Origin of the sequence: Xenorhabdus bovienii (genome assembly GCF_024721015.1) — a bacterium.
GTDB classification, from domain to species: domain Bacteria; phylum Pseudomonadota; class Gammaproteobacteria; order Enterobacterales; family Enterobacteriaceae; genus Xenorhabdus; species Xenorhabdus bovienii.
Genome location: NZ_JANAIF010000515.1, coordinates 1 through 203, shown reverse-complemented (window position 1 = coordinate 203; position 203 = coordinate 1). Strand labels below are relative to the sequence as shown.

The window sequence follows — 203 nt, the reverse complement described above, 5'->3', positions numbered from 1 at the left end:
ATCGCGGTTGACGAGAGTGTTTATCTGGAGTTTGTGGCAAACAGGCCACCCGAGGGCAAGCGTCGAGTCGTTGGTGAGAATGGTTTACCTGCGTGGGGCGATATTCCGCCGCCAACGCCGGAGGAATTACAGCAACGGGCAGAGCGGAAAAAACAATACCTGATGTCACAGGCATCAAACGCTATCGCGCCGTTACAGGATGC

General features: G+C 55.2%; 1 protein-coding gene. It reads left to right on the top strand.

The window, feature by feature from the left end; all coding sequences use genetic code 11:
* Positions 1–33: 33 nt before the first annotated feature.
* On the top strand, positions 34–203 hold a 170-nt coding region (locus NXS07_RS21570), incomplete at its 3' end, for a tail fiber assembly protein (protein ID WP_258087715.1).